The sequence below is a fragment of the Exiguobacterium sp. s6 genome (assembly GCF_018618155.1).
Classification (GTDB): Bacteria; Bacillota; Bacilli; order Exiguobacteriales; family Exiguobacteriaceae; genus Exiguobacterium; species Exiguobacterium mexicanum_A.
This window is the reverse complement of sequence record NZ_JACSLN010000001.1, coordinates 654,383-680,546: the sequence shown is the minus strand read 5'-3', so window position 1 is coordinate 680,546 and position 26,164 is coordinate 654,383. Positions and strand designations below refer to the sequence as shown.

Below are 26,164 nucleotides of genomic sequence, written 5' to 3'. Positions count from 1 at the left end.
GACGAGGCTCATGGACATTCGTCGCATTATGGAGACGCAGTCGCTCCACGGCGCGGGCAAAGCGAAACGCCCTGACGCCGAGCCCAGCGTCTCGTTCTCGAACGTGATCGGTCAAAAACGAGAGGACCGCGAGTACGAGCGCTTCCAGCGCCAAATCGCGGCCATCCACGAACAAGGTGAACTCCTCGCTGAGAGCCAGACGGTCGAGTCACTCACCGAATATAAACGCTTGATCAAAGACTTTATGAAAGACGCCGTTGACGCGGCGCTCAGCCTCGAGGACAAACGCGGGTTCAACCGCCGGGGCCGGGCCAAAATCTATAAGATCGTCGAGCAGGTCGACCAAAAACTGCTCGCACTGACGGACCAGGTCATCTCGGGAGAAGCTTCACGATTGTCGCTCCTCGACCAAGTCGGTGAGATTCGCGGACTGCTCGTCAACGTGTACGTATGAGGTGAATGATGGCTGAACATTTATTTTCAAAAAAAGTGAAGTGTCCCTACTGTTTAAAGGAAAGTCAGACGCCGCGCATCTTGTCGCGCCATATCCGGCCACAAGAAGTCGCGAAGGATGGCTATACGACGTACGATGGGGACAACCCATACTTGTATGAGCCGGTCGTCTGCAGTTACTGCCATCTCGTCTTCCACGACTCGTTCGACAAGATCCGAAAGCACAACCGGGAAGCACTCGAGACGAACTATTTCTCACGAGTCAACCCGGAGACCCTCCAAGGTGACCGCTCACCCGATCACGTTATCAAACTGTACAAGTTCGCGGTCATGACGGCACAGCTGAGCGGGCAGAAACCATCTGTCATCGCTATGCTCGGGATGCGGCTCGTCTGGATGAATCGTTTGATCGGGAACGAGACTTCCGAAAAGGAATGGATGCAACGGACGCTCGACAAGTATAATGAAGTGCAGGAAGTGTATACCGACCAAGTCAGGACCGGTTTACCGTATGATCAGCTCATGCTACGGATCGCCGACTTATCGGCTTCTCTCGGTCTATATGAGGACGCCCGGCGCTGGTACGGGATTTTACTCGGCAGTAAAGAAGTCTCAGAACGGATCCGGACGCAAGCGAAGGATCATTGGGAAGACTTCCGGGCCGAGCACGCCTAGACGGACAGGATTCCCTGTTCGTCTTTTCTTGATTTCGGGTATGGGGAAGAGATACTTATATAAGGGGGAACCAACATGTTTGAACAACGTTACGTGACGGAAGTCCGCAGCATCTTCCAAGAACAGAAACAGCTCGCCGAAAGCGCGCTCAGTCAAGTGAGCGACGACGACTTACACCGCGTGCTCGCAGCGGACACGCTCTCGCTCGCCGTCATCGTGCAACACATGTCGAACAATATGTTGTCACGTTGGACCGACTTCTTGACGACGGACGGTGAGAAACCGGACCGGAACCGTGACGCCGAGTTCGAAGACCAACAGTTGTCTCGCGCCGAGCTCATGGCGACGTGGGACGAGCGTTGGCAGTTGTTAGATGACGTGCTCGCGAGCCTCACGCCGGAAGACATCGGCAAGACCGTGTTCATCCGTGATGAGGAGAAGAGCGTCATCTGGGCAATCGAGAAACAAGTGTCGCACTACAGCTATCACGTCGGGCAGATCGTCTATCTTTCGAAGCTGTTTGCCGGAGACAATTGGAACGTGTTGACGATCCCGTTGCCGCATCAACGTAAATAAGAGAAAGCGCATCGACGCGATGCGCTTTCTCTTATTTGGTGACATCAATCTTGTATTCGTATGACTCTTCGGCCAACTTCTCATAATCCGTGTTCGTTGGGCCACCAACGATAAACCGGACTTCCGTCAACTCTTCCGGCATCGCGTCCGCCATAAACATGACGTTCCCTTCTTTTTTTACTTTTCCGAGGAAGTCACCGCCGACGTCATCCGAGAACCAAAGATCGGCATCGATTTGTTCGCCTGTGTTCGTGACGAGCGTGCCTTGGTCGGGATAAAAGTGAATCGTGTCGTCAATCGTGTTCTCGGCCGTGACATTTACGACGACAAGCGTCACTTCGTCTTTCCCGTCGAACATTTCAAGATACTCCTCAGCGACGCTCATGCGTGAAGTCTGGACTTTATTGACTTCGAATTTGACTGAACCCATCGTCTCGCCCAACGCCAATTCGGTGTTCTTCATGTGGATGGTGTTCGTACCAATTTCACTGTCATATACTTCCTCTTCTGCCGTGACTGTTTCTTGTTCCTCCACTTCTGATTCTTTCACTTCCTCACCCTGTTCGGTCGGTGCAGTGCTCGAGGCCGGCTCAGTTTCTTCCCCGCAGCCGGCGAGTAACGCGAATGGTAAGGCAAATAGGAATCCGTATCGTTTCATGTTCATAGGTACTCTCTCCTTTTCGTGTGACGAATGGTGGTTGATATAACGAGCATAACGGATTCGTTCGCCTTACCTTGGTAATAAAAAGTACCAGGTTCATACCCCATCACAATAAAAAACAAGGCTCGTAATTTAGCCTTGTTAGGTCTTGACATTTATCCTCTAGCTTTTAAGTCTTCTTCTTCATACGGGTCGGGCTTGTCCTCGATTGGCGCGTCGTCCTCGACGTACGCCTCGAGTTTCGGGTCCCGTTCCACGTATTCATCGTACGCCCCTTCTGGACCGTAGACGAAGTAACGACGATCTTTCGCGTTCGGTTTTACCTTTTTCTCACTCATCTCGTTTCCCTCCCCTTTCCAGAACAGAAGCAACGGGTATAGTGGTATTTACCCGATATTACAACAAAACAGGCGTGTTTGCATCCATCCTAAAATCGATGAAACTTCTGAGGGATCAACCCCGTATAATAAATCAATACATAAGCGAAAGGATGGGTTCGATGGGTTTATTCAAAAAAGGGATAAGGCGCGGGATGCTTCTGGTAGCAGGATCATGTGTACTTGCCCTGTATAACGTGCTGGCTGGTGACGCGGATAGCGTCCGTCTCATTTTGACGTACGGCGGCATCGGCTTCTTCCTCGGCGTGACGAGTGTCATCTACGAAGTCAGGGCGTGGTCGTTCCCAAAACAGATTTTGATCCATTGGGCCGTCATGCATGTTACGATTTTGCCACTTATTTTTCTATCGGGGCTTATCCCTATCAACTCCATTCAAGACATGGGTCGAGCTTACTTGAACTTCACCGTCAGCGGGCTCATTTTATTTACCGTGACTTACCTGGTCTCCAAAGTACGACGCCAACTAAAGACTCCGTAAACGACAAACAGCTCGAAGGCGCGCCTTCGAGCTGTTTCATGTCTGTTGGTCGAATAATCCGGAAAAGTTCGAATCGACGTCATCGTACGGGTCGACGTACGATTTGACCGTCTTCCGTTCTTGGCGTGTCGTCCCGAGCGTCATCCCGAGCCGTTGATGTTCCGCTTCAATCAAGCGGGCAATTTTTTGACTGTCGTCGACGAGCTGACGGATGACCGTCTGATCGGCCGCTTCTAAATCCGGTCCGTGCGCCGACAGCAACTGCTCGCGGTCATCGAGCAGTTCATGAATTTGGTCCATCCACGTGTCGTACGTCGGCTCTTCCGGAACTTGTGCCAGCAAGTCTTTCAGCCGTTGTGTTTTGAGGATGATCTCGTCAATCGGTCTCATCCTTGTTTCGCGAGTTTCATCGCTTCCTTCCACGTGTCGCGGAGCTCGGTCGTGAAGTCGAGCACTTCGTCGAGAATCGTCGTGTCGTTCTTCACGTTCGCATCGACGAGACGGCGCCATAAGTATTCATAGAGCGAATCCAAGTTTGCCGAGATGGCAATATCTTTATTGAGTGTCAGACGCAACTCTTGGAAGATTGCTTGCGTCTTTTGGATGTTCGTATTTTTTAAATCAGGATTTCCTTGCTCAATAGCGAGTTTGGCGAGGCGCATGAACTTGAGCGCCCCGTCATACAGCATGAGCGTGAGTTCCTGTGGGTTTGCGGTCGTGACCGCGTTGTTTTGATATGCTGCATATGGGTTGGCTACCATTTAAATTCCTCCTCTTACATGCCTCCGCCTAGAAACTGTTGCAGTGATGCTGCTTGCGAGTTTGCTTGGTTCATCGCCGTCTCCATCGCTGTGAAGCGACGGTAGTAGGCGTTTTCTTTACTAATGAGTAAGTCGTTTAAGCGCTCGATGCGTGTATCGATAGCTGTCATCTCTCGTCCCATCGAGTATGTTGGCGCACCGGCACCCTCGGCCCCGGCGATTCGGGTGATGGTTGCTCGTGAACTAACAGCGGCGTCACGGATTTGTGGAAGTAATCCGTTCGTTTCGTTCGTAAACAATTGATATACTTGCTCCGGGTCTTTTTCGATGGCAGCTTTGAGCTTCTCTTCGTTCAACTCAATCTTTCCACCGTTTGTGAAATCAGATCCTGTGGCAAGACCGATTTGGAACATCTGCTTCATCGTATCATCGTTCGTTGAAGATGACGTGCTTGACCATTTACTACGCATCGTGTCCATCGCACCACGAACAATCGTGTCTCCGCGAAGCATCCCGCTCATCGCTTTCTCTTCCCACTTCTTGATTTCGTCTTCCGACAGTTCATCACGCTGGGCTTTCGTCAGTGGTGCGAATGAGCGGAACTTGTCTTCACGAACCTTCTTGTTCATCAGGTCGATTGTCTCATTATATTTGTCGACGAACCCTTTAATGTTGTCGAAGATTTTTTGTGTGTCCGTGGCAGCGGAGAGAGTAACTGGTCCAGCAGTCGGATTATCCGGTGTCGGAAATCTTGATTTCAGCGTGAGTGTCATATTGTCGATCGTGACAGTGTTTGAAGCTCTTTCCACATCGATTCCATTCACTTTAAACTGAGCGTTTTGACCGATTGGATTCGTCGCGCCTACCGAGAAAGATGTTTTAAAACTCGAATCAAAATCAATTGTCGCATTCGCGCCAGTTTCTTTCGTCGAAAGTGAGATTTTACCGGTCGACGATTCGAAGAAAGCCGATAATCCTGTATCTTTTTCGTTCAACTTACTCATCAATTCTTGTACAGTTGCATCCGCACTCAGCTCAATCTTCTTGTAAGTGCCTGTCACGGTCGATTTATATTGAATCTCGAAACCTGTTCCTGAGGTATACTCAGCAGCAACTCCTTTAGGAATAACCCCACCTGGATACGTTGTCATATTCGTAGCCGTTAATTTGCCAGTTGTCGCATCATAAGTAAAATCAGCTTTATTTAATGGATTTCCTGCAGAATCTTTAAATGTCATTGTCGCAAAATCCAAATCTTTCGGTAGCGTCAGTTCAGTTCCAGCCGTCTCTTGAATGACACGTTTTTGACCAGAAACAAACCCAATCATATCTGAAAGTTTTGTTGTACTTGTCAATTTTGCGCCATTTTTATCGGTTGCACTTAAAATCGTCGTCGCTGACGTTGCGAGTTGCGTCACCGAGTCGACGCGAATAGCACTATTCCCGCTAGACGGGCCAGCTACGACCGAAACACGTGATTCATCAGATGAACTTGACGTCTTCGCATAGAAGTTACGGCTGAACATCAAATCGACGGCGCTATTACGAAGCGTCATAAGTGAACGGTTGATTTCACGGTAGGCGTCCCGCTTCCACTCGGTCGTCTGTTTCTTTTGTTCGAGCTTGTCGACCGGTGCCCGTTCGACTTGCATCAATTGCTTAATGATTGTATCAGTATCAATTCCACTGGCGAGTCCGCCAAATCGGATTGGTGATGTCATAGTTATCCCCCTTTAGACGCGCTCATCGAATAAATGATTGAACTCCATAAACGCCGCGAAGAAGTCGAGTGACTTCTTGCTTGGAATCTCGCGGATGACTTCGTTGTTCGTATCCACGATTTGAATATAGTAGTCGTTCAATTTTTCATGCTTCATAAACTTCAATCCAGTACGTTGTTGATCTAACACAAGATTCGCCTTCTCGACTGCTGCCTCTAACTTCGTAACGTGTTGAGGCGTCGGAAGAATGACGATGCCTTCGCCGACGAGACGAGCATGATTCGCTTCAACGAACACGTTTTTCGTTTGTTCATACGGCAGGACGGAAGAAGGTAGGTGAAGCCGGACTTCAGAGATGGTCGGATTCATAAGCTTCTGCTCCTCTTATAATTGTTCTCACATACTATATCGGATTGGGTCACTCCAGTTTTCAGTGTTTTGACGAAATGGTTCATGCTTCTCTCGTTCAAGGCGGGCCAGGTGAGCTTGCAGGGTTTGAAACTGGTCATTCAAGTGTAGTCTTCTCTTTTCATCACTCGTTGTCGCTTCAATCGCGATTGAACGCATCGTTCTTAAAATATCTTCGACTTCAGTCAATCGCTTCTGTTCTGTCTCGAGGGCTTGCCATTCCCTGGCCAATTCTTCGTACATCATAGGACACCTTCTCTCCTACTTTATATCGACTTGTCAATTAAAAAGTTGACTCGAGCTAGCAAGTAATCGTTTCGGGTTCGGGGGCTTAAACGGGAATAGATGAGAGAAGAGATCATTCCATGAAGGAGATGGCACAGAATGGACTGGGAAGGGTTATCGGATGAACAGGTAGCAATTTTTGTCGCAAGTATTTTAGGGGATGGAGAAATCACAAAATGTTATGCATATGACCGGCGAGTGAACAACAGCTATCGTGAACACTTCAGTCTGGGGCAACTGAGCTATCGACAGTGGAAACAACAAAAGTTGCCTGACTTGTTATACATACGAGGGAATAATTTAGTATCGCGTTCGATTCCGCTCATGACAAAGTTGTTCCCACTTTTTTATCCGAACAATAAAAAGCACATCCCGTTCGAACTACTGGAAGACATTCATCATCACTCTTTTTTACTGACGCTTTATCTGGATGACGGATCGCTTCTACTCAGTAAACGATTCAATCACAAGAAAAAAGAAATTCAGTTCACTCCACACGTCGCGCTCTACTTGCAAGCATTTTCAAAAGAACAGTTAGAACAATTGGCAGCCTTTTTATTGGAACGCTTCAGTGTAAATGTTCGGACGTCAGGTACGCCGAGCGGGACGGGGTGCTATCTTAAAACGACAAAAGTGACAGATACGTTCCAAGTTCTTAATCTATTGAAACCTTACCTTGTCGAGCTACCCGAATTTGCATACAAACTAGATTGGGAGACGCGTCTCGATTCAGAAATCAAACTCTATAAAACGACACATCCCGACTACACCGTGAGATTGCCCAATGCTTAAATCGAACGTATTGGTCCGTCGTCTATAAGTGGCAAGACGTGAAAAACCGCAAAGCCTGAGCTTCGCGGTTTTTAGTATAGCTTTTAAATAGTCAACTGCTATATTAACGGAGCAATTGAAGTACAGCTTGCGGCTGCTGGTTTGCTTGCGATTCACCATATCTTTCAATATGGACTAGACTATATCTTCACCCTTTTACAATATTCATGTAATTAATCACATTAGTGTAAAATAGGGGCTGGGCACTTCCCTCGCCGTTTACGAGGTACGGATCTCATAACCATAGACGTTAAGTCGGTAGGTCGTTCATCCTAGTCGTTGAACCTTCATCACAGTTTCCTGACAGATGCTTGGCTGCTGATTGTCCAATCCCTTCCTTTTTTCAAAACGTTCACGCTCACCGTTTCCAGTCACGTTGTCGTAAGGAGGGCTCTAAGGAGTCCCAGCAATTCACCCAGTTGTACTCTCATCCGTTACCAGATAAGACGCCCGTAAATCTTACCGAAGAAGTTGTAGGACTGCTTCTGGTTGAGATTTTGCTTGAGCCAACATTGCTTGCGCAGCTTGGTTGAGGATGTTGTTCTTCGTAAAGTTCATCATCTCTTTCGCCATGTCTACATCACGGATACGTGATTCGGCTGCTTGAAGGTTTTCTGCAGAAGTGCTCAAGTTGTTGATTGTGTGTTCGAGACGGTTTTGAACAGCACCTAATTTAGAGCGTTCAGAAGATACTTTTTCAATTGCAGTATTAATTGTAGTAATTGCTTTGTCGGCTGAAGATTGTGTCGATACGTTGATTCCTTTTTTAACGACTGCCGCAGTCGTAACTGACCCATCCGCTCCAACTACTGCAGCAGTAGACGATTGAACAGTCTGGGTGATTGCGTCACCTTCATAAGTTCCTGGAGTTGCAATCGCTGCTTTTACAGTGTTGAAATCAAATTTGACTGTAGCAGACTGGTTGCTATCTTTAGAGCCAATCACTACTGAACTTTGACGGTTATTAACTGTAACAACGTCTCCGACAGCTGTTCCTGATCCATTTGCAGCTGTGTTTAATTGCATTGAAAGTGTTTCTGGATTTGCAGTAAAAGTATACGAATCTCCATTTGAGTTAGCGGCGTTTGTTGCAATTGTTAAAGTTGCTCCGTTAGATAAGGTCGCAATACCGTCCGTTCCTGTTGAGTTCACTGCTGCATTTGACCAAGTAGTCCCACCATCAGAAGAGTACTCTGCAGAAGTAACTTTACCTGCTGCTTCACCAGTTACGCGCACTTGATAAGTCGTTGCAGTTGATCCTGTGTACGCCGAAACGTTAGCAGTTCCTGCTCCAGCACCAGCATCAGATTGCGTAACAGCTGACGAAGTCGCAACAGCTTTCGTTACGCTAACGTATAGCCCATTTAAGTTCTCTGATGTAGTTTCAACAGCAGAAACACCCGTGTTCGTGTTGGTGAACGATGTCGTAACCAAGTTCCCCGCGACACCTAAAGATTGTGCATCCATAGACCCTACAGCCAGTTTGATATTCTGTGAAGCATTAGCCCCAATGTGGAAAGTACTGTCAAGGCCACCTGCCAATAAGTTTTTTGTGTTGAATTCAGTAGTGTTAGAAACACGTGTGATTTCACCAGCTAATTGGTCTACTTCTGCTTGAATCTGTTTTCTGTCATCATTCGTTGCTGTATCGTTACTCGATTGTACAGATAGTTCACGCATGCGCTGAAGAATTGAATGTGTTTCGTTCAATGCACCCTCAGCAGTTTGAATGAGTGAAATTCCGTCTTGTGAGTTACGTGTTGCTTGATCCAAACCACGAATCTGTCCGCGCATTTTTTCAGAGATTGCAAGGCCAGCAGCATCATCTCCAGCACGGTTGATGCGAAGACCAGAAGATAGTTTCTCCATCGCTTTACCAGTTTGAGTCGTGTTGAACGACATATTGCGATGTGCGCCCATTGCATTCATGTTATTGTTAATAATCATTGTAATTTCCCTCCATAGGTTTGAGTTTTTTCCGCTCTTCCAAATCCATTTGTCCGAGCATACAAGGTTTAGGCCGGCCCCTCACCTTGCATTAGTTGGAACGTTTTCGCGTTTCCATACTCTATATCGGAGACATCCCGCGTCTGTTTAGTCTTTTTCAAAAAAAGTTACACGTTTTGACTACTTGTATTCAATTCGCATAGAAAAACGACCCATCACTGGGCCGCTCCTCCTCACTTCACAGCTGTTCTAGCTTCATCCACAAACCTTGTCCCTGTCTGCCCATGAATCGCCTCCCCGGCTCGCTCGAGCGACGTGATGATGGCTTCACGCCCGAAACGTGAGGTCACGAAAGCGAGTGCCGACTCGACTTTCGGTAACATGCTACCGGCTGGGAATTGTCTGTCCTCGATATAACTTTGGTCTCCGCGACCAAAAACCGATCTAAGCGGCTTTGAATCGTTTTTCCAAGAATAATCGTAATTTGATTGACAGACATGAGCATCCGATTCCTTTTAGTGAGTTCAATAATAGTTAGACATGGCAGTGATTGGGGCCGGCTCTCCTCCTAAGAGAGCATCATCACTCATCCTATAAAACGATCGTTCTGTAAAAAACTTGTCACATCCATTATCCTCTCTAAAAAATCCCGAAATCTTCACCTCACATTTATTAGCCAGAAATTTTTATAAAATCGTACATTTTATGAGTCTCTTGAATCGTTTACCTATTTTCGAAATATTTCCTTTCAATCCTTTGCCAATTTTCTCTATACTTGGTTCGAGCCATATCTAGAACAAAGGGAAATCAAGGAGGGAAACCATTGAACAAACGAAGTAAACGCTTGAGTACTGCTATCTTTTTAACCGGGGCGCTGTTTGCCACCATGTACACTCAAGACGTAAATGCCGCATCGAAAACAGCTATCGTCGATACATCCGTATTAAATGTTCGACAATCTTCCTCTACATCATCTCCAATCGTTGGAAAATTGACGAAAGGGAGCACTGTTTCTATTTTAAGCACAAAAGGAACTTGGGCTGAAATCAATTACAAAGGTGCCAAGCGCTATGTGTCTTCCACATACTTAAAGATGACATCTTCTGCACCGACTACTTCTAGTAAAGTCGAGCAAACGTACACTGTCACCGAAAACTTGAATTTGCGGAAGGCTGCCAGCCTAAAGTCAAACGTATTAGTAACAATCCCGAAAAACAAAGAAATTCAATACCTTTCAAAATCCGGTAGTTGGTATCGTGTGAAGTACGGATCAAAGACGGGGTACGTGGCTTCAAAATACGTTAAAGTTCAAAATACAGTCGTTAAGAGCGCTACCGCTGCCGCTCCAAAACCGACTCCAATCTCGAAGAACACTACTTCATCGAGCACTACTCAAAAGGTATACACAACGACTGCTAACTTGAACATGAGAGCAAAAGCTTCGACGTCAGGTAGTCGCATGTTGACTATCCCGAAAAACAAAGAAGTTCAATATATCTCGAAATCTGGAAATTGGTACCGTGTGAAGTATGGGTCAAAGACAGGTTATGTGTCTGCCAGCTATATTAAGGTAACCAATAAAAGCGTTAATCCTGTTACCGTAAAGCCTACTGCTCCAAAGCCAACACCGAAGCCACCCGCCTCAACGACAACAAAAACAAATGTATATAAGACCAAAGAAAATCTCAATTTACGTAGTTCGGCATCACTTTCGGGTAAAGTGCTCGTCACTATCCCAAAAAACAAAGAGGTCCAATACATCTCGAAATCCGGGAATTGGTATCGCGTAAAATATGGATCAAAGACAGGTTATGTGTCTGCTAGTTATGTTGCGGTAACTACCAAAACGGTTAGCCCTGTAGCACCAAAACCAACACCTAAACCGCCTGCATCCACACCCGTTAAAAAAGTTACGTATAAAACAAAAGAAAACCTTAACTTACGAAGTGCGGCCTCTTGGTCCGGTAAAATTCTGCTCACGATTCCGAAAAATAAAGAAGTGACCTATGTATCGAAATCTGGTAGTTGGTATCGTGTAACTTACAACGGAAAAACCGGTTATGTTGCGAGTAGCTATTTGACAGAAGTCAAGCCAACCTCTTCAAAACCCGTAGCTCCGACTGCTAAAAAATACTATTATACAACCGCTAATCTGAATTTGCGCGATAAAAATTCATTGAGCGGGAAAGTAATGACTACTATCTTAACCAACAAACAGGTCGAGTTTGTATCTGCTCATGGTGATTGGTATAAGGTTAAATATGATGGGAAAGTCGGTTACGTCTCTAAAAAATATTTAACTGAGAAATCACCCGCGTCGACAAGTAAACCGGTTGAAACAGAAGAGGACTATTCAATTGAATACGAGGCTATCGTCACAGCAATGCCGAGTTTAAATGTTCGTAGTACTCCACAAGTCACAGCTTCAAACGAAATCGGCACTGTATTGTTCAACCAAATTATCGGAGTCATCGAACATGTAAATGACTCGTGGGTTAAGATCGAATTTGAACTTGGTGATAAATTGATTCCTGCTTATGTCAGTAGCGCTTACATCAAACCATATACGGGCCCGACTGTTCCAGAGACAATCCCAGGCACGAAAAACGTCGTTTTAAACTATAGCGATTATGAATTGAAATTAACTGATATGGTTCAAATTCAAAAGAATGTTAATGCACAGACAGATAAATACCGTGGATCTGCTGCTTATGTATCTAAAGAGTTCATCCAATTGATTGAAGGCACTCAAAGCGGAAGAGTTTCGGCGAGCACTTTGAACGTACGTGCCGATGCCACAACAAATTCCCACATCTATGGAGTTTTGAACAGTAACAGTGTGGTCTCGATTCTTGGAGAAAAAGACAACTTCTATATCATCTCTTATAAGCGGAAAGCAGGAGAATCTGAACGAGTCTTCGATAACACATGGCGGTTAGCGATGGAGTCTGATATTTTAAATCAAGTTGATCCTCGTCTCGTTAAATTCGAGGCTGCGCTTGATTCACCTCGCGAGTCGTTCCAGTATTTAGATTTGTCTAAATCATCCAGTGTCTCTGCAACCATTTTGAATAAAGCACTACAAGGTAAAGGTATCTTATCTGGTCAAGCACAGGCTTTCATCGATGCTGGTAAGGCATTTAATATTAACGAAATTTATTTAATGTCACACGCTTTCCTTGAAACAGGAAACGGGACATCCACTCTCGCTTCTGGTGTTTGGGTAGATACGAATGGGAACTTGAGTACTTCTACGAGCACTCGTCACAAACTAGTCTATAACATGTACGGAATCGGTGCGACAGATGCCAATCCTACAGCTGGTGGTGCCAAGCACGCATTTGATAATGGCTGGTTTACTCCCGCAGCTTCTATTTATGGTGGTGGAGAATGGATCAGTAAACGATACGTGAACAATACGCGACAACAGAATACACTTTACAAAATGCGCTTTAACCCAGCAAAACCTGGTACGTATCAATACGCTACCGATATCGAGTGGGCCTATAAGCAAACTTTTAAAATTCATGAGATTTATAAACAGCTTGAAGAATATACAGTTGAGTTTGATATTCCACGCTTTATTTATTAAAACAACTTGAACGTTTAAAGAAGGAGAGTTTATCAGCTCCTTCTTTTTTGATACCCATGATAAGACAAACAAAAACAGAGGATTGTTATCGCCCGGTCGGGTAACAGTCCTCTGTTTTTACCATTCTCATAATTCATTTTACGAATAATTGATTTAAATAGGCTATTACTAAATCAATTATTTGATACTTTGACCATTTCCGTCTCGTTCTGCAAACTCTCCGCGACCCGGACGAGCTCCGTCATCGCGCCGTTCACTTCACCGAGACTGGCCGCCTGTTGGCTCGCCGCTGACGTGACTTCTGTCGCGTAGCGTGACGCCTCTTCGACCATGCCGACGATGCCAGCCGAGTTTGTGACGACCGAGTCGATCTGTCCGCGCGACTCATCCAAAAGCGCATCGACCGAATGGACGTGGCTGTACACTTCGTTCGCCGAGTTATGGATCGATGCGAACGCACCGCCCGCCTTCTCGACGAGACCGACACCCGTCTCCACTTCCGCTTTCACGTTCGCCATCGATGACGACGTGTCGCCGACGAGACGTTTGACGTCGACAATCAAATCCGTGATCTCTTGCGTCGAGTTCGCCGTCTGTTCGGCAAGCTTCTTGACCTCGGCCGCGACGACCGCGAAGCCGCGTCCATGTTCCCCGGCCCGGGCCGCTTCAATCGATGCGTTCAAGGCAAGCAAGTTCGTCTGCGCCGAGATGTCGCTGATGACGTCCGTGATGCGCGAGATCTCGCCTGTCATCTCCGTCAACTTGCTGTTGAGCGTCGACGACTGCTCGACTTTGCCAGCAATCGCATGCATCGCATCGACCGACGACGAGGCAAGGCCTTTACCGCTCTCGGCCTCTTGTTGCATCTCACTCGCCGATTCGAGCGCAGAACCCATCTCTTGACGGATGTTCTCCATCGTCCGGGCGACGGCACCGAGCAAATCCATCGAGCTGTACGTCGCATTGACGTTGTCTTCAAGCATCTTGTTCAAGGCGTCCATCGCTTGGCGGATGTTCTCGCCGGCGACATTCCCTTCTTGGACCGCTGCCGCGATCTCTTGCGCCGAACCGGTGAGTTGGTCCGCCGTGTAGCGCATGTTCGTCCCTTGTTCCCGCAGGTGTCCGACCATGTTGTCCATCGACAGAAGCAGACGTCCCATCTCCGAACGGTCTGTCGTCGTCTCGTCCGCGAACACGACCGTCAAGTCGCCGTTTCCGACCTCGACCGCCTTGTCCGACGCCAATTCGATGGCTTTGAGCGGACGACGGGCGATCAAGTAGATGACGGCGCCACCAATCCCTGAAATGAGCAAGGCCACGGCCGTCCCGACGAGCATGACCTGACCTTTCGCCATCTCAAGCTCCGTGAGCAACAAGAGCGTGATCCAGCCGACCGCTCCGCCCGTGATAAAGGATGTGACCAAAATCCAAGCGAGCAGTTGGGTCGTAAAGTTTTTGAATAGCTTCACTATGAGTTCCTCCTCTGTGTAATTCATCACCTACTATATCGTCCGATTGCCAGCTTTTGTATAGCGTTTTCAGTTGAAGTTTTGGTCAATGAAAAAACGCCCCCGTCTCGAGAGCGTTCATTTCAAAATCGGTCGTCTTCTTTTGTCATGTGCACCTGTTCCCGCGGTGTCAAAAGCGCATCGATTGCGAGCGCGAGCGCGGCCGCCCAGTGCAACATCATGCCAAGGAACGGGATGAACCCGAGCACCGACGCCGTGATGCCGACAATCGGTCCAACCGAAATCCGCTTCAGCCGCGTGATCGACAAGACGAGCACCACGATGTGGAACACGAGCATGAATCCGAGCGGTGTGTAGCCCATGCTGATGATGAACAGCCCGCCGAGCGCCGGGATACCGAGCAGCGTCTCGAATGCAGCACCCATCCATTTTAAATTTCGAACCATTTGTCTCACCTCACAGTTCTAACAAATAAAACTCATAGCCGCCGTTTTCAGCGAACCCGGCCCGCTTGTAAATCTCGAGCGCGGCCTTGTTCTCCGTCTCGACGTCGAGCTCGAGTTTCGTCCGGCCCATGCGGAACAGTTGCTGGACCATCTGTTTCAACATCTTCGTTCCGTATCCCTTGCCTTGCTCGTCCGCCTTGACGCCGAACGCGTGGATGCTGCCGGCATCTTCACCAGAAAGGAGCGCACGGATGATTCCGACCGGACGACCGTCGACCTCACCGATGTACGTCACGCGGTCCGGTGTGTCGATCTGTTGATAGATGTTCTCCGTCACGTCGACCGGGTCACCGAACGCTTCAGAGAGCGTCTCGATGATAAGCGGACGGTCCGCTTCGGTCGCCTCACGGAGCGACACCTCGTCCGGCTTCAAGAACAGCTCGGCTTTTTTGAGCACCAAGTTATATTCCGAGAACTGATACGCCGCGCCAAGACGATCGATGACCGCCTTGCCGTCCTTCGATTTGCGATCGATGACGAATGTGAACGCCTCACAACCGTTCTGTTTCGCATCCTGTTTCGCCGTTTCAAAGAGTGCCGTGAAGACACCTTGCTTCCGGTAGTCCGGATGCACGAGCGCATTCACTTCATACTCGTTCGGGAGATATGGGAAAAGTACCATATACCCGACGAGCGTATCATTGTCATAGACGGCGTAGTCGTTCTGACCGACCGCCACATGTCCGAGTTTCACGTCAATCTTGTCAAATGCATTGACCGCTGCCTCGAGCGCCGCCACCTGTTCTGCTTGTCTCACTTCTTCTACTGTCCAATTCATGTGATCACCTCACGTCATATTGTAGCACAATCGAAAAAGCCCGCCGTAGCGGGCAGGCTCATAACGTACGGAACTCGAGCTCCGGAAGCGTCTCAAGCAGCTCCGCGATCTCATCCGTGTGCGCCTCGGCACCCGGGACGGCCTCGGTCGGTTCGACCCAGAAGAACGTCTTGTCGCTCGCTCCGAGGTAGTTGCCGTAGCCGACTTCCTCTGCGAACGCCGCTTCCGATAGTTCACGGTCAATCAAGTCCAAATGGAACAACAACTGGTCGTCGCCGTCCTCGACGTTATAGTAGAGGTCGAACGTGCCGTAGCTGTTCTGATCGCCGACATCGACGACGTCTTGCGCCTTCTCGATATAGACGTCCCCACGCTCAATCGCCTCGACGATTTTCGACGGGAGAATGATCTCATAACCGAGCTCACGGTCACGGATCGTCTGCGTCGTATCGTCAGTCCGTCCCCGGGACGAGACGACACCGACCGTTGCGACGAGGGCACCCGTCACGCCGAGCGCGACCGCCCATTTCATTGTTTTGTTCATGTGGATTCACTCCTCTTTAGACTTGCCATGAGACGATTATCGCACAAAATGCCCTTAAATCATTAAATATTCTGAAAAAATGTTTAGCGATGCGTTGACGCACGTTCCGCAATCCCATACGATAAAAGTATCGCATTATAGAAAAGAGGAACCGACATGTCAAACGAACAACAATTGTCACGCGCACAGCTCGACGCGCTCTTGAAAAACGTCTTCGCCCTTCAAATCCCGGTCATCGAGAAGTTCATGACCGACCTATTTAAAAAGTACGTCTCGACGGCGTCAACGTTCAAGCAGGACATGGACACGATGAAAGCGACGGAGTGGCATAAACAGTTCTTCGGTCAAAAAGTGATGCCGCACTTGTTCATCGAGAACCTCGGCTTCGGCGCCTCGTTCCGTCACCAGGAACAAGACAAAGTCGTCAAAATCCCGGACAACATGACGGTCGTGAAGCCGGACTCGGACGACCAAATCGAAGAGATCCTCCAAAACCTCGACAAGACGCTCGCGTCGATGGACGGGATCAAAAACAAAGGACTCGTCAAAAAGTTCTATAAAGAGACACTCGAACTCATCTGCCAGCTCGGTAGCCGTACCGGGATGATGGACGAGTTTTATGAGAAAGTCAAAGGCAGCTTGACGAAAGCTTGACCCGCGATCCACGTCCTCGGACGTGGATTTTTTTAATTTTTGCTTCTCGGCTCGAACACGGCCAAGCGTTCGATGTTGGCCAAAATCGGCTTCGCCCGCCCGATCAACGTCTGCGTCGTCTCAAGCGACAGCGACTGTTGATGCGCCTCGACACTCTCCCATACCTCATACACGACGATCGACTCGTCGTCGAGCGACGCCGCGACTTGATACACGCAACACGTCGCCTCTCGTTCCATCGCCTCGGCCGCCTCGAGCAAGATGGCGAGAAGCATCTCACGCTCGCCCGGAACGGCCGTCAATTTGCCGAACAATCCATACGGTTTCATTTTCATCCCTCCTTGTCGTATCGATTCGCCGCCGGCATCGTCTTCTCCTTTACACGAAACTGGCTACGGCTGTGGAAGACGACCCCAATCATGACGAACGAGATGCCGACGAGCGACAGCCCGGACGGTAGATGTGCCCCGAGGAAGATCAATTCCCCGATAAGCGCGAACAACACCTCGAGCGCCTGCGTCGCCTCGACCGTCGCCAGTCTCCCCATGTCGTGTTTGACGAGGTCGGTCGCCTTGAAGAACAGCACCGTCGCGACGACACCAGACAAGAGTGCGACAAGTAGCGTCTGCGTCAGTTGCGAACCCGTGGGCGCCCCCGTCGTCAACCCGTAACCGAACAAGAGGAGCCAGACTGGGAGCGAACCGACACACATACCAAGGATGCGCTCGAACACGTCGAGGTCGGTGTGGGCCATCATCTTCCGGTTTCCGAGCGGATAGGCGAACGCAGCAATCAGTACCGGAATCACACCCACCACCAAGAAACGCGGCTCGAAGTCGGCGAGGAACTCGACTTGCATCAAGACGACGCCGAACAGGATAAGCCCCGAGAAGCGGAGCGCTGTCCACGGAATCTGTTCCCGCGTCCCGTCATCACGACGGAAGAGCGGCGACAATAGTGCCCCGGCGATAATCGTCACTTGCCAAGTGCCCGCGATGAGCCAAGGCGGGGCGGCCTCGGCGGCGAGACAAATCGGGACGTAAAACAGACCAAAGCCGACCGTTCCCCAGACGAGCCACGGCCACGGCTGTTCGACGAGCGCCTGGCGCACCCGGGTCATCCCGCCCCGGACGTAGACGACGAAAGCGAGGAGCGGAATCATGAACAGGAAGCGGAGCGAGGCACTGTACGCCCAGTGACCACCTCCGACTTGCATCGATTCGTTCAACACGAACGTGCTCGCAAAAAATAAGGCGGCGAGTACACCTAATAGAAGCGGACGCATATGTACTCTCCTTTCCGAATCCTCATGTGTTCCATAAATTGTGTCAGATACCCTGCTTATCTACTATATACGTTTTAAGATTGTTATATGACAGTTGTCAGATTAAGCGTAACACATCCTCAGTGAATCCTCGCGCGGAGTTCCTAACTCGAGGCACTCCTCTAGTCGTCCATTGACTTTGTCAGGAACATTCATGAGTTCGTCATGCGCGAAGCCCGTTCCTTTCTGAAAGAACTCTCAGAGGAGACTCACTTTGATACGCCCGCACGTTTCGACGGGTTTTTGACGTTTTACCTTCGGCTAGAGCCCGGTCACCAGCGCGGCAACCTTTCACTCATTGATCCAGCGGTTGGCAGTCGAGAAGACACTTCTCTCACTAGAGAGCCTATCCAATATTTGTTCATGGACCAGGTCGCACGCAGTCTCTAAATGTTTTTCAGACGTGTCGCCTCGTCTAGTTTCGTCTTCACGACGTAGTAGGCATTCATCTTCACGACTGGTCCTCTGCACGTCCCGCTCCGTAGCATGGGTACCATCTAATTTCCCTCGTTCCGTTGTGATAAGGCGGGTGTAGTTCATGGCTTTTTTATCCGTCTGGATATATGTTGTGGTGACTTCATTCTACACAAGAACGGCACCGTGTAGACATACTTCAGGATTTTCGGACATGGTCTATACCATGATGCAATATAACTATCTAAAATTTTATAACCCTGCCCTGATGATTATTTTATACACTTCTTCTCATTTTCCAATCTATAATGGAAGTCACTGGTGAACAATCGTTCGTGCTCATCTGGTTTCAATTCACTAGAGCATATGATAGATACACGAGGGACATCATTTCTTTACCTTCGCCTTATCTGTGACAGGAGGAATAAATTATGGACGAACCCGACACTACTGTTGATCCATTCGAAAGAATGAAGAGAGTCGATTTACATGATAATAAAATTCAAGGCGAATCAGAGCCGAAAAACAAACATCATAGGACTTTGACGTTAGAACCCACGGTCCCAATCAATGAAATTTTGACTACAGATCCTATCATGAAAGTGACCCTGTGGATTGGAAGTTTTGGCATTTATAACGAATCTATTTTGACTTTTTATTCGAACGGTTTCGTTAAACGAGAACTCTTTATCCTTCAAACGTTTGGCCAAGAACAACGAATAGAATCTGATTGGTATAATCAGGCCGATTCTGCAAAAGTTTTAAAGAAATTCAATTCTTTTAAGACGCATCTCTGGCCGGAGCTGTTCGTAGAAACGGAAACAATCACTCACGATGGGACGCAGTGGAAGTTGGAGGTCTGTAAGATGGGGGAGGAGACTCGTTCCTATAGCGGCAGCAATGCTTACCCGCCGAAGTGGAGGTCCCTCAAAAAATTGTTCGGCCACTATTGACGTCCAATCGTTTGTTGACCAGCCCCCACAGGAAGGTGTGAGGATACCACATGGGAAAGAAACGAAAACCAATCCGCAAAGTCGTCAAATATGCCCCTAAACTTGTTTTAGAGTCTGCCGCGTCACTCGGTCATTACGGAGCCCTTGCTTTTGAAATAGTAACAAATCCAATCCAACTTCTCTCGGTCAACCTTTCCGATGAGCTCGCAAAGTCTCCCTATGTGAAATACCGGCGCCGCTTCATGGACTATCTCGCATGGAAACTGTATTCGGAAGGCGATATGACCCTCGAGAACATGTCCTGGCTCATGGACGAGTTCAAGACACGCGATGATGTCGTCAAACTGTTCATCGCCCGTGCCAAAGAGATTTCGGAGACCAATCACTCTTATCAGGCGACCATTCTATTGGCCATCTACTCTGCGAAAGTGTTTGCCCGGCCAGAATTCGCCGCAAGCAGTGAGTCCGCTTTCTTCTTGCATCTTCTGTCACAAGTGAATGACAACGACCTTCGCCATTTTGAACTCATCTATGGCCACGCGGCTGCTCTCGAACATAAATTTACTCCACTTTACGCTTGTGACGCCTATTATCAATCGATCGGTGATCCAATCTTTCAACAACTTCCCCCCTAAAAAACGTGAGGCTGCTCTCTTGGCGAGGCTAAGCGATGACCCGGAATTCGTCTCGTTTTACACGAGTACAGACAAGCTGACATTCCTGGGTGTGTTGATGCAGCGTTCGTTCAGTTACGGAAGCATCGGACATACTCAAATCTCATTGAACCCATATAGCGATACGTTAAAAAAACTGTCAGAAGAGTCTCGGTTGTTGGAAGATTCTTTGATGCGTTCATCGAGCCCTTCGTAACCTCGAGCCCGAACCGCCTAGTCTCGATAAGTACGCCTCTTGATCAATCAAAAGTTTTTGTATACAGAGTACTTAATGTATGGTCATGTCTAATCAAAAGTGACGAGAACACTTTGAGATGTATACGTTTCTACAAGAACAGCGTGCTTTTCATAGAATCGATTCGACTCCACCTTGACGGATATATAAAGAGTGTGTATACATTTCGACGTCGAAACGTGTACACTCTCTTTTGTTGTCGAGTCATGGCATGTCCTGACTCGATCATGAATATTTTTGTATGTACATCGCATCATCTGCGACCAAAAACAGTGTCTCCACTGAATCTCCGTCTGTCGGGTACGCGGCCTGCCCGATCGAAGCATCGAGCGTTACCGGCACATCTCCGATTGAGAGCTCGTATTTCAATGTCGCCTTCTTGAAGTCCAAAGGATAAGGCGACAGGATGACGAACTCGTCTCCGCCGATGCGACCGATTTTCGCCACATGTGGCAGATTATCACGTGCAAATTTACTGTAGGTTTGTAGCGCCTGATCACCTTTCATGTGTCCGAACGTGTCGTTCACTTGCTTGAACCCGTTCAAATCAAGGACATACAGATGAAACGGTGCACCGTCCTCAATCCAGTCCCCCGCCACTTTCATGATCCCGTTCCGATTCAGGAGTCCCGTCAGCTCATCCCGCATCAGCTGTTCCTCGAACATCCTCTGTCGCTGTTTATGAAGAATCAACGACAATCCGAACACCCAGCCGCACACCCAAAAGATGACGACGAGGAATAGGACGTCGTTATAGGGATGGTCCGCACTCCCAGAAAAGTGTCCCAACACGGACAGAATAAAGCGCCCCGCGAACGCGACGGTGATACTGACATATGCGATCAATGCGACCGTATACTCCAACAGTTCTCCCTTGATCGAGTGTTTCCACAAGTAATGGATCGTGAACAGACAAAGACCGACCGCCACAGCGTCATGGAATACGTATCTGGCCTCCACGTTGTCGCGTACAAGCCAGGATATGACGAGACAACCACCGACAAACAGAACATCAGTCCGTGCCGCCCTGTCTCCTGTTTCCTGATGGCCATCAATAACTCGAACCCCGAGATACAGGTAATAAAAACTTAACAGGGAACCTGCCGTATGAAGAAAGATTGCCCACTCGTCTAATTGTATATAGAAGAGCATGGCGACGAAACTGAGCGATCCTAGCATACCGCCCAGGACCCAACGACCAAGCGATGGATGATCGAAGAGGATATGTTGCTGCGAGTACATCGTGATGGCCCCGAGAATGGATAACCCACTCACCACGATGCTTAGTGTGAATATGTCAAATGACATGTGATTCATCCCCCAAAGATTGATTCATTTCAGGTCAGTCCTCTAATGATTAGACTTTCAACAACACATTAGACCATAGAAATTTGTCTAATTCAATACATAATTTCAAATATTAAGAAAATGAGTTTCTACTATAACACATTATTCCATATACACTACCTTCAATCGCACTATACGGTCTCTCAGGTAGAATTCTTCAACTCAAAAAACTTATCCATTCATTTCTTTTTAAAATTTTGACATAAAGATTTTTATGGAAGAGAACATATTCTCATATGGTTCCTTTTTATCCCATTCGTTACAATCTAAGATAAGTACAAAGTTACTTCAACACACCGCTCACCGTGGCCACAATCCATTCATCACCGAGCACGTGCCCAAAGTCAAGGTTTTATGATACTGATTTGGTCGAAGCTCAAGGTCACCACCGTATAGTGGTCACGGATGGAGGACCATTCCTTCATCGTCTCCATCAGATACGTTCGATTCGGCAAAGCCGACAACGAATCGAGCATGGCGAGTTGCCAAATCTCTTGTTCTTGTCGTTTCATGTGGTTGATATCGCTCGCCACACATTGTGTGTAGAGGAGGCGGCCCTGTGAATCGATGTGCGGAATGCGTCGTTCCTGAATCCATTTGACCCCCTACTTCCCTACGGCAGCGATAGACGATATCGACGTATGTCTCCGTGAGAAGACTCGTCGCTGCCGCCTCGTTTTCACCGACATCTTGTCGATGGATCCGCTCTGATAACAAGCGCCACGCGCGGTCAATTTCCTTGTCGCCGAGGGCACATGTCAGACGTTTGGATTCGGCCAAATTGTAGAGGCTGCACGTGACGTGACGATCCCCGGTATCGTTCACGTAATACGTGTCACATTTGCACATGACCTCTTGATATTGGCCCGTCGCCTTATGGAAGACTGGAATCTCCATGTTGGGTAGCGTCTCATCTCCGCTCTTCACATTCTCAATATACGACCACAGGCGATGTCGAGACGTTCGGTCTCGTGATGCCCCTCACTCCGATCGACTTTCTTTTCTGGAAGAGCTGGACGGGGATACCCTTGGCATTATCGCTGCCAGTTACTTTAGAGTGTTGCACTTCATTTTGTTATTCATCATACTAAAAAGAAAAAGGAGTGAACCCCGATGCAGCATCCACCGATGCCTTCCCCGACCCCGGAGGAAGTGCTCCGTTTGAAACGTGTCCACAATCCGATCAAACCGACTGAACTCCTCGCGAAGGGGCTGCTCCTATTGATCGGTGCTTTCATCTTCGCCATCGGGCTTGAGGCGTTCCTCGTCCCGAACCAAATCATCGACGGCGGCATCGTCGGCGTCTCGATCATCACGTCGTATTTGACAGAGACGAAGCTCGCCATCTGGCTCGTCCTGTTCAACTTGCCTTTCATCTATTTCGGCTATCGTCAGATCGGGAAGACGTTCGCCGTCGTCACCTTGATCGCCATCATGCTCATGTCCGGCTTCACGATTTTGCTCCACTCGATTGAACCGTTCACCGACGACCTGCTGTTGTCGACCGTGTTCGGCGGCTTCTTGCTCGGGGCCGGCATCGGTCTCGTCATCCGGGCCGGCGGATCGCTCGACGGGACCGAGATCTTGGCCGTGTCGTTCACGGACCGCTTGCCGTTCTCAGTCGGCGAGATCGTCATGTTCTTCAACATCTTCATCCTCGGGACGGCGGGCTTCGTCTTCAGCTGGGACCGGGCGATGTACTCGCTCATCACGTACTTCGTCGCCTTCAAGACGATCGATATCGTGCTCGAGGGACTCGACCAGTCGAAGGCGGCGTGGATCATCACGACGGCGCCGGACGACATCGGTCAGGCCATCATGGACCGGCTCGGTCGGGGCGTGACGTATCTACACGGCGAAGGCGCCTATACGGGTGACGGCAAGAAAGTCGTCTTCACCGTCATCAGCCGATTGGAGGAGACGAAGCTGAAAGACATCCTCGACGACTATGACGAGAAGGCGTTCCTCGCCATCGGCAATATCCATGACGTCCGGGGCGGCCAGTTCAAAAAGAAAAATATTCACTAAAAAAATCGGCCCCCTGGGACCGTTTTTTTTGTTTATCCGATTTTAGCTTGGTCACGCCCGCTCGTCTTGGCGTGATAAAGGGCGGCGTCGGCCCGTTCGAACACGAGGGTGCCCGGTTCGGCCCCGGCGAGCGAGGCCCCGAGCGATACCGTCATCGGGATTGTTGTCCCTTCAAATGAGAACGGTGTGTCCCGGACGACGGTGACGATGTCGTCGGCGATCGACCTCACGTCTCCGACATCCTCGAGCACCATCAAGAACTCTTCCCCGCCGTAACGGCCGACGAAGCAGCCCTCCGGACAGTTCACCTGTAATGTTTGAGCGATGTGGTGAAGCGCCGCGTCACCGGCCCGGTGCCCATATGTATCGTTCAACTGCTTGAAGCGATCGACGTCGATGACGAACAGCGCCCAAGGGAGACCCGACATCTCGACCTCGTTCAACCGCTCGAGCGTCATGTATCGGTTCGGAAGCCCGGTCAGTTCGTCAATCGTCGCCCGCTGCGTATGGAGCCGGAACATGCGCAGATGCGTCTCGATTTGTTTCGCGACCCAGTAGCACATCCAGCCACCGAGGAAAGTCATGACGAAATACGGCAAGAACACGGTCGTGAACGCCTGGATCGGGACGTTGCCCGCAATCCGAAACAAGACGAGCACGGCCCCGAACACGAGATAGGCCGAATACAAGTGGCCACGTCGCAGCATCAGTCGATTCAACACGAGCGACAAGACGAGAAACAGGCCGAGCGTGCCGAACGAGCTGACGAACTGCTCCGTCATGCCATCGAGGGCGAAGCGACCGAGGAGCGTCAAGCCCGTCGTGACAGTGACACCGACCGGTCCGGCATAGGCGCCTGAGAGCGCGAGCGGGATGATCCGGAGGTCGACCCGTGCCTCTCCGACTTGGAACGAGTTGACCGTCAACAGCACGGCCGCGAGCCCCATGGCGAGACCGAACCAGATGCGGACCGCGTAAGGAGAACCCGTCTGGATCGGCAACAATTGGCGCATGAGGTACAACGTCAGCGACAAGACGAGATAGATGATACTGATATTGATAAAAAAGATATTGATGACTTGACCCAAACTACCTCGTCCTTTCCCGCCGTTTCTTTCCCCCTATCCTATCGTACAAAAGTGACGCATGTCACCCTATCCAAATTTTAGGACAGCTAAAAAGCCGGAAGCTCACGCCTCCGACTTGTTTTGCATCATCTGTTTCATCAAGTTGGTGCTGTCCCGAGCCGATTCGTTCTCGGCTTGCATCTGGACGTACACCTCATGGCGATGGATATCAATATGGCGCGGGGCGTCGATGCCGAGCTTGACCTGGTCGCCTTCGATGGCGAGCACGGTGAGCGTCACATCGTCCCCGATATGGATCGCCTCGCCTTGTTTTCGTTTCAATACGAGCATCAGCGCACCTCTTCTTTCTGACCGCCGAGCGGGAACCGGGCCGGGTAGACGTCATCCAAGATGACTTGCTTCCCGCGGCGCTCTTTCGTCTCGATGACAATCGGTGCCTTCAAGTTGAGCGTCGAGGCGTCGAACGGCTCACGGAGCGTCACGATGGCATATACCGAGACGTGCTCCGCCTCATCGATGCCGAGCTGTTCTTTCGCGCCGTCGGTCAATTCGAACGCATAGTCCGGCTTGTGCCAGAACGGGTTCGTCACGACAAAGGCGCAGGCCGGGTCCTCGAGCGACTGGAGCGACCAAAACGGGAGCTCGTCCCCATACGGGATGAGGGTGAACGTCTTCGAGTCCGGGAATCCGGGAATCTCGCTGACAAACGAGATTGTCTCTTCTTCATTTACTTCGATTTTGCCAAAATAGTCTGTCTCAATGAACATGGGTTGTCCTCACTTTCAACGCGTCTCATCATACATGCCACCGACCGGCCACATTTCGAGCGACGCCTGCTGACGGAGCGAGATATCCGTCGTCCATGGCGTGAACGAGATGTCGGCCGGGGTGAGTGATACATCAATCTGTGCCGGCGTCAGGTTCCACTCGATTTTGACATCCGCCGGCGTATACGTCAACTTCACGCGGTCAATCGATTTCGGCATATAGCCCATCTCGACGATCGGGTATGGATCGTTCACTTTACTTGCAGCAATACTCGGGATCGGGTTCCCGTTCTCGATGCGCATGAGTTGATCGCCTTCTTGCGCCGCTTGGATTGTCGCTTCGCGCACGCCTTGTTCACCGAGCTGACCGAAGTAGCGGCCGAGCTCGAGTGTTCCTTTCAAATTGCTTTCACTGCGAGCGACCGATGAATCGACCTCGAGCGTCCCTTGTCTTGTCTGTTGCGTCATCTCGACCTTGCCTTGCGTCATTGATACGTCGGCCCGGCCCTGTCTCATCTCGAGCACGGGCCGGTTCGACTTCATCTGGATGGCGGCATGGGTTTGCCGCATCTCAAGTCTAGCGAGGTTCATCCGCA

At 49.4% G+C, this 26,164-nt stretch carries 31 protein-coding genes; 10 read left to right on the top strand and 21 right to left on the bottom strand.

The window, feature by feature from the left end; translation table 11 throughout:
• The first annotated feature begins 10 nt into the window (after positions 1-10).
• From KNP75_RS03575 to KNP75_RS03565, 3 genes are all read left to right on the top strand, one after another.
• Positions 11-454: a YaaR family protein gene (locus KNP75_RS03575; RefSeq protein WP_215189885.1), complete on the top strand. Its 444-nt coding sequence runs from the start codon at positions 11-13 to the stop codon at positions 452-454.
• A gap of 8 nt (positions 455-462) precedes the next feature.
• The gene (locus KNP75_RS03570) at positions 463-1,128 is read left to right on the top strand and encodes a DUF2225 domain-containing protein (RefSeq protein ID WP_215189884.1); all 666 of its coding nucleotides are present in this window, start codon (positions 463-465) and stop codon (positions 1,126-1,128) included.
• Positions 1,129-1,203: 75 nt separating this feature from the next.
• On the top strand, positions 1,204-1,704 hold the full coding sequence (locus tag KNP75_RS03565) for a DUF1572 family protein (RefSeq protein WP_215189883.1): 501 nt from the start codon (positions 1,204-1,206) through the stop codon (positions 1,702-1,704).
• 31 nt (positions 1,705-1,735) lie between these two features.
• On the opposite strand, the gene KNP75_RS03560 is transcribed toward KNP75_RS03565, so the two are convergent.
• The gene (locus tag KNP75_RS03560) at positions 1,736-2,368 is read right to left on the bottom strand and encodes a DUF4352 domain-containing protein (RefSeq protein WP_215189882.1); all 633 of its coding nucleotides are present in this window, start codon (positions 2,366-2,368) and stop codon (positions 1,736-1,738) included.
• 152 nt (positions 2,369-2,520) lie between these two features.
• Entirely contained in the window at positions 2,521-2,703 is a 183-nt protein-coding gene (locus KNP75_RS03555; protein WP_215189881.1) for a hypothetical protein, read from the bottom strand.
• A 161-nt stretch (positions 2,704-2,864) separates the two neighbouring features.
• Between KNP75_RS03555 and KNP75_RS03550 the strand changes: the two genes are divergently transcribed.
• Entirely contained in the window at positions 2,865-3,242 is a 378-nt protein-coding gene (locus KNP75_RS03550; protein ID WP_215189880.1) for a DUF3021 family protein, read from the top strand.
• A gap of 36 nt (positions 3,243-3,278) precedes the next feature.
• On the opposite strand, the gene KNP75_RS03545 is transcribed toward KNP75_RS03550, so the two are convergent.
• From KNP75_RS03545 to KNP75_RS03525, 5 genes are read right to left on the bottom strand one after another with little or no spacing between them, the layout of a single operon-like run.
• Entirely contained in the window at positions 3,279-3,632 is a 354-nt protein-coding gene (locus KNP75_RS03545) for a flagellar protein FliT (protein WP_215189879.1), read from the bottom strand.
• Positions 3,629-4,003, bottom strand: coding sequence for a flagellar export chaperone FliS (gene fliS / locus KNP75_RS03540; RefSeq protein ID WP_215189878.1), 375 nt, complete (start codon positions 4,001-4,003; stop codon positions 3,629-3,631). The genes KNP75_RS03545 and fliS overlap by 4 nt, the downstream gene beginning before the upstream one ends.
• A gap of 14 nt (positions 4,004-4,017) precedes the next feature.
• Positions 4,018-5,724, bottom strand: coding sequence for a flagellar filament capping protein FliD (fliD, locus tag KNP75_RS03535; protein WP_215189877.1), 1,707 nt, complete (start codon positions 5,722-5,724; stop codon positions 4,018-4,020).
• Positions 5,725-5,736: 12 nt separating this feature from the next.
• Complete coding sequence (locus KNP75_RS03530; protein ID WP_215189876.1) at positions 5,737-6,093, bottom strand: flagellar protein FlaG; 357 nt, start codon at positions 6,091-6,093, stop codon at positions 5,737-5,739.
• Between the two features lie 27 nt (positions 6,094-6,120).
• Entirely contained in the window at positions 6,121-6,378 is a 258-nt protein-coding gene (locus KNP75_RS03525) for a hypothetical protein (RefSeq protein ID WP_215189875.1), read from the bottom strand.
• A 138-nt stretch (positions 6,379-6,516) separates the two neighbouring features.
• Between KNP75_RS03525 and KNP75_RS03520 the strand changes: the two genes are divergently transcribed.
• Positions 6,517-7,209 (top strand): endonuclease, encoded by a 693-nt coding sequence (locus KNP75_RS03520; protein ID WP_251128184.1) that lies wholly within the window; start codon positions 6,517-6,519, stop codon positions 7,207-7,209.
• A gap of 498 nt (positions 7,210-7,707) precedes the next feature.
• On the opposite strand, the gene KNP75_RS03515 is transcribed toward KNP75_RS03520, so the two are convergent.
• Together KNP75_RS03515 and KNP75_RS03510 are read right to left on the bottom strand one after the other, a co-directional pair.
• Positions 7,708-9,195: a flagellin N-terminal helical domain-containing protein gene (locus KNP75_RS03515; RefSeq protein ID WP_215189874.1), complete on the bottom strand. Its 1,488-nt coding sequence runs from the start codon at positions 9,193-9,195 to the stop codon at positions 7,708-7,710.
• 233 nt (positions 9,196-9,428) lie between these two features.
• Positions 9,429-9,578 carry a hypothetical protein gene (locus tag KNP75_RS03510; RefSeq protein ID WP_215189873.1) on the bottom strand — a complete coding sequence of 50 codons (150 nt, stop codon included), beginning with the start codon at positions 9,576-9,578 and terminating at the stop codon, positions 9,429-9,431.
• A 440-nt stretch (positions 9,579-10,018) separates the two neighbouring features.
• Between KNP75_RS03510 and KNP75_RS03505 the strand changes: the two genes are divergently transcribed.
• Positions 10,019-12,787: an SH3 domain-containing protein gene (locus KNP75_RS03505; protein ID WP_215189872.1), complete on the top strand. Its 2,769-nt coding sequence runs from the start codon at positions 10,019-10,021 to the stop codon at positions 12,785-12,787.
• Positions 12,788-12,960: 173 nt separating this feature from the next.
• Here the strand turns inward: KNP75_RS03505 and KNP75_RS03500 are convergent, their stop codons facing one another.
• The 4 genes from KNP75_RS03500 to KNP75_RS03485 form a co-directional block, all read right to left on the bottom strand.
• Positions 12,961-14,256: a methyl-accepting chemotaxis protein gene (locus KNP75_RS03500; RefSeq protein WP_215189871.1), complete on the bottom strand. Its 1,296-nt coding sequence runs from the start codon at positions 14,254-14,256 to the stop codon at positions 12,961-12,963.
• Between the two features lie 122 nt (positions 14,257-14,378).
• Positions 14,379-14,702, bottom strand: a complete 324-nt coding sequence (locus tag KNP75_RS03495; RefSeq protein ID WP_215189870.1) for a hypothetical protein — start codon at positions 14,700-14,702, stop codon at positions 14,379-14,381.
• 10 nt (positions 14,703-14,712) lie between these two features.
• Positions 14,713-15,540: a GNAT family N-acetyltransferase gene (locus tag KNP75_RS03490; RefSeq protein WP_215189869.1), complete on the bottom strand. Its 828-nt coding sequence runs from the start codon at positions 15,538-15,540 to the stop codon at positions 14,713-14,715.
• A gap of 58 nt (positions 15,541-15,598) precedes the next feature.
• The gene (locus tag KNP75_RS03485) at positions 15,599-16,084 is read right to left on the bottom strand and encodes a hypothetical protein (protein WP_214763374.1); all 486 of its coding nucleotides are present in this window, start codon (positions 16,082-16,084) and stop codon (positions 15,599-15,601) included.
• 156 nt (positions 16,085-16,240) lie between these two features.
• Between KNP75_RS03485 and KNP75_RS03480 the strand changes: the two genes are divergently transcribed.
• Positions 16,241-16,738 carry a hypothetical protein gene (locus tag KNP75_RS03480; protein ID WP_034778604.1) on the top strand — a complete coding sequence of 166 codons (498 nt, stop codon included), beginning with the start codon at positions 16,241-16,243 and terminating at the stop codon, positions 16,736-16,738.
• A gap of 32 nt (positions 16,739-16,770) precedes the next feature.
• On the opposite strand, the gene KNP75_RS03475 is transcribed toward KNP75_RS03480, so the two are convergent.
• Both KNP75_RS03475 and KNP75_RS03470 read right to left on the bottom strand, forming a co-directional pair.
• The gene (locus KNP75_RS03475) at positions 16,771-17,067 is read right to left on the bottom strand and encodes a putative quinol monooxygenase (protein WP_034778607.1); all 297 of its coding nucleotides are present in this window, start codon (positions 17,065-17,067) and stop codon (positions 16,771-16,773) included.
• A 2-nt stretch (positions 17,068-17,069) separates the two neighbouring features.
• Positions 17,070-18,023 (bottom strand): DMT family transporter, encoded by a 954-nt coding sequence (locus KNP75_RS03470; RefSeq protein WP_215189868.1) that lies wholly within the window; start codon positions 18,021-18,023, stop codon positions 17,070-17,072.
• Between the two features lie 884 nt (positions 18,024-18,907).
• Between KNP75_RS03470 and KNP75_RS03465 the strand changes: the two genes are divergently transcribed.
• Positions 18,908-19,429, top strand: coding sequence for a hypothetical protein (locus tag KNP75_RS03465; RefSeq protein ID WP_215189867.1), 522 nt, complete (start codon positions 18,908-18,910; stop codon positions 19,427-19,429).
• Between the two features lie 50 nt (positions 19,430-19,479).
• Entirely contained in the window at positions 19,480-20,064 is a 585-nt protein-coding gene (locus tag KNP75_RS03460; RefSeq protein ID WP_215189866.1) for a hypothetical protein, read from the top strand.
• A 499-nt stretch (positions 20,065-20,563) separates the two neighbouring features.
• On the opposite strand, the gene KNP75_RS03455 is transcribed toward KNP75_RS03460, so the two are convergent.
• The gene (locus KNP75_RS03455) at positions 20,564-21,646 is read right to left on the bottom strand and encodes a GGDEF domain-containing protein (RefSeq protein WP_215189865.1); all 1,083 of its coding nucleotides are present in this window, start codon (positions 21,644-21,646) and stop codon (positions 20,564-20,566) included.
• 438 nt (positions 21,647-22,084) lie between these two features.
• On the bottom strand, positions 22,085-22,582 hold the full coding sequence (locus tag KNP75_RS03450) for a hypothetical protein (RefSeq protein ID WP_215189864.1): 498 nt from the start codon (positions 22,580-22,582) through the stop codon (positions 22,085-22,087).
• Between the two features lie 216 nt (positions 22,583-22,798).
• Between KNP75_RS03450 and KNP75_RS03445 the strand changes: the two genes are divergently transcribed.
• Complete coding sequence (locus KNP75_RS03445; RefSeq protein ID WP_215189863.1) at positions 22,799-23,713, top strand: YitT family protein; 915 nt, start codon at positions 22,799-22,801, stop codon at positions 23,711-23,713.
• A gap of 32 nt (positions 23,714-23,745) precedes the next feature.
• On the opposite strand, the gene KNP75_RS03440 is transcribed toward KNP75_RS03445, so the two are convergent.
• The 4 genes from KNP75_RS03440 to KNP75_RS03425 all read right to left on the bottom strand — a co-directional run bounded on the left by KNP75_RS03440 (position 23,746) and on the right by KNP75_RS03425 (position 26,159).
• Positions 23,746-24,801: a GGDEF domain-containing protein gene (locus KNP75_RS03440; RefSeq protein WP_215189862.1), complete on the bottom strand. Its 1,056-nt coding sequence runs from the start codon at positions 24,799-24,801 to the stop codon at positions 23,746-23,748.
• Positions 24,802-24,903: 102 nt separating this feature from the next.
• On the bottom strand, positions 24,904-25,131 hold the full coding sequence (gene csrA, locus KNP75_RS03435) for a carbon storage regulator CsrA (protein ID WP_215189861.1): 228 nt from the start codon (positions 25,129-25,131) through the stop codon (positions 24,904-24,906).
• Positions 25,131-25,568, bottom strand: a complete 438-nt coding sequence (fliW, locus tag KNP75_RS03430) for a flagellar assembly protein FliW (RefSeq protein WP_138859041.1) — start codon at positions 25,566-25,568, stop codon at positions 25,131-25,133. Before fliW ends, csrA begins: the two co-directional genes overlap by 1 nt.
• A gap of 15 nt (positions 25,569-25,583) precedes the next feature.
• A complete protein-coding gene (locus tag KNP75_RS03425; protein WP_215189860.1) occupies positions 25,584-26,159 on the bottom strand; it encodes a DUF6470 family protein in 576 nt (191 codons plus the stop codon).
• Positions 26,160-26,164 lie beyond the last annotated feature (5 nt).

Bases quoted from the DNA above. Each gene is read 5' to 3' on its own strand.
- KNP75_RS03575 (WP_215189885.1), top strand. From the start codon at position 11: ATGGACATTCGTCGCATTATGGAGACGCAGTCGCTCCACGGCGCGGGC.
- KNP75_RS03570 (WP_215189884.1), top strand. From the start codon at position 463: ATGGCTGAACATTTATTTTCAAAAAAAGTGAAGTGTCCCTACTGTTTA.
- KNP75_RS03565 (WP_215189883.1), top strand. From the start codon at position 1,204: ATGTTTGAACAACGTTACGTGACGGAAGTCCGCAGCATCTTCCAAGAA.
- KNP75_RS03560 (WP_215189882.1), bottom strand. From the start codon at position 2,368: ATGAACATGAAACGATACGGATTCCTATTTGCCTTACCATTCGCGTTA.
- KNP75_RS03555 (WP_215189881.1), bottom strand. From the start codon at position 2,703: ATGAGTGAGAAAAAGGTAAAACCGAACGCGAAAGATCGTCGTTACTTC.
- KNP75_RS03550 (WP_215189880.1), top strand. From the start codon at position 2,865: ATGGGTTTATTCAAAAAAGGGATAAGGCGCGGGATGCTTCTGGTAGCA.
- KNP75_RS03545 (WP_215189879.1), bottom strand. From the start codon at position 3,632: ATGAGACCGATTGACGAGATCATCCTCAAAACACAACGGCTGAAAGAC.
- fliS (WP_215189878.1), bottom strand. From the start codon at position 4,003: ATGGTAGCCAACCCATATGCAGCATATCAAAACAACGCGGTCACGACC.
- fliD (WP_215189877.1), bottom strand. From the start codon at position 5,724: ATGACATCACCAATCCGATTTGGCGGACTCGCCAGTGGAATTGATACT.
- KNP75_RS03530 (WP_215189876.1), bottom strand. From the start codon at position 6,093: ATGAATCCGACCATCTCTGAAGTCCGGCTTCACCTACCTTCTTCCGTC.
- KNP75_RS03525 (WP_215189875.1), bottom strand. From the start codon at position 6,378: ATGATGTACGAAGAATTGGCCAGGGAATGGCAAGCCCTCGAGACAGAA.
- KNP75_RS03520 (WP_251128184.1), top strand. From the start codon at position 6,517: ATGGACTGGGAAGGGTTATCGGATGAACAGGTAGCAATTTTTGTCGCA.
- KNP75_RS03515 (WP_215189874.1), bottom strand. From the start codon at position 9,195: ATGATTATTAACAATAACATGAATGCAATGGGCGCACATCGCAATATG.
- KNP75_RS03510 (WP_215189873.1), bottom strand. From the start codon at position 9,578: ATGTTACCGAAAGTCGAGTCGGCACTCGCTTTCGTGACCTCACGTTTC.
- KNP75_RS03495 (WP_215189870.1), bottom strand. From the start codon at position 14,702: ATGGTTCGAAATTTAAAATGGATGGGTGCTGCATTCGAGACGCTGCTC.
- KNP75_RS03490 (WP_215189869.1), bottom strand. From the start codon at position 15,540: ATGAATTGGACAGTAGAAGAAGTGAGACAAGCAGAACAGGTGGCGGCG.
- KNP75_RS03485 (WP_214763374.1), bottom strand. From the start codon at position 16,084: ATGAACAAAACAATGAAATGGGCGGTCGCGCTCGGCGTGACGGGTGCC.
- KNP75_RS03480 (WP_034778604.1), top strand. From the start codon at position 16,241: ATGTCAAACGAACAACAATTGTCACGCGCACAGCTCGACGCGCTCTTG.
- KNP75_RS03475 (WP_034778607.1), bottom strand. From the start codon at position 17,067: ATGAAACCGTATGGATTGTTCGGCAAATTGACGGCCGTTCCGGGCGAG.
- KNP75_RS03470 (WP_215189868.1), bottom strand. From the start codon at position 18,023: ATGCGTCCGCTTCTATTAGGTGTACTCGCCGCCTTATTTTTTGCGAGC.
- KNP75_RS03465 (WP_215189867.1), top strand. From the start codon at position 18,908: ATGGACGAACCCGACACTACTGTTGATCCATTCGAAAGAATGAAGAGA.
- KNP75_RS03460 (WP_215189866.1), top strand. From the start codon at position 19,480: ATGGGAAAGAAACGAAAACCAATCCGCAAAGTCGTCAAATATGCCCCT.
- KNP75_RS03455 (WP_215189865.1), bottom strand. From the start codon at position 21,646: ATGTCATTTGACATATTCACACTAAGCATCGTGGTGAGTGGGTTATCC.
- KNP75_RS03450 (WP_215189864.1), bottom strand. From the start codon at position 22,582: ATGGAGATTCCAGTCTTCCATAAGGCGACGGGCCAATATCAAGAGGTC.
- KNP75_RS03445 (WP_215189863.1), top strand. From the start codon at position 22,799: ATGCAGCATCCACCGATGCCTTCCCCGACCCCGGAGGAAGTGCTCCGT.
- csrA (WP_215189861.1), bottom strand. From the start codon at position 25,131: ATGCTCGTATTGAAACGAAAACAAGGCGAGGCGATCCATATCGGGGAC.
- fliW (WP_138859041.1), bottom strand. From the start codon at position 25,568: ATGTTCATTGAGACAGACTATTTTGGCAAAATCGAAGTAAATGAAGAA.
- KNP75_RS03425 (WP_215189860.1), bottom strand. From the start codon at position 26,159: ATGAACCTCGCTAGACTTGAGATGCGGCAAACCCATGCCGCCATCCAG.